1 protein-coding gene and 1 pseudogene are annotated in these 771 nt (G+C 42.5%); both read right to left on the bottom strand.

Going from position 1 to position 771, the window contains the following annotated elements; genetic code table 11:
• Positions 1-284: pseudogene (locus tag C1642_RS19835) on the bottom strand (hypothetical protein); the annotation flags it as partial.
• A 234-nt stretch (positions 285-518) separates the two neighbouring features.
• Positions 519-771 (bottom strand): glycine zipper 2TM domain-containing protein (locus C1642_RS17185; RefSeq protein WP_103236642.1); only part of this gene is annotated, 253 nt, incomplete at its 5' end.

Raw genomic sequence — 771 nt, 5'->3', positions numbered from 1 at the left:
ATGTTTTTACCAACGGTGTAACCTGCGCCACCGCCTAAAGCACCACCAATAGCCGCTTCTGTACGGTTACGACGGTCGCTTGCTGCAGCAGCACCACCAGCACCACCTAAAGCTGCACCAATTGTTGCACCTGATGTACCGCCGATACTTTTACCGATTGCTGTTCCTACTACACTACCTAGAGCAGAAGTTGCCGCTACACGGGTACCATTATCTGCATGAGCAACTGTAACCATAGATGTTGTTGCGATTAATGCACTTGCTAACCAAACATTCATTTTCATTGTGGAACTCCATGCTCTTTTCAATAACGAGCAATCTTTATGTCTTGAGCTAAATGTAATTAAAAATTTCGAGAAAATTATGAAGAAGGCACATGCTGATACGATAGTTTTGTGTCTGCTTTGTATTGTTTCTATTAATATATGGATAAACTATGAACAACTATCCTAGAAACCAAAATTTTTAGTTATAAAAAAACACCCGAAGGTGTTTTTAAGCTGATTTCATCACGGTAATTAGTGACGATGATGACGGTGTTTTTTCTTCCAATACTTAGAAGAACGGTCTGCATCACGGTCTTTAGAAATTTTATTACCTAAAGCAGAACCACCTGCTGCACCTAAAGCAGCACCGATGTAACCACCGTTTGTACCACCCATGCTTTTACCAACAGTATAACCTGCACCGCCACCTAAACCACCGCCAATTGCAGATTCTGTACGGTGACGACGGTCACTTGCAACTGCTGCACCACCAGCACCACCTAAA

Origin of the sequence: Acinetobacter sp. AKBS16 (assembly GCF_002899995.1) — a bacterium.
In the GTDB taxonomy this organism is placed as follows: domain Bacteria; phylum Pseudomonadota; class Gammaproteobacteria; order Pseudomonadales; family Moraxellaceae; genus Acinetobacter; species Acinetobacter baumannii.
Note: the sequence above shows the minus strand (reverse complement) of the source record. Positions and strands in the feature narration are given on the sequence as shown.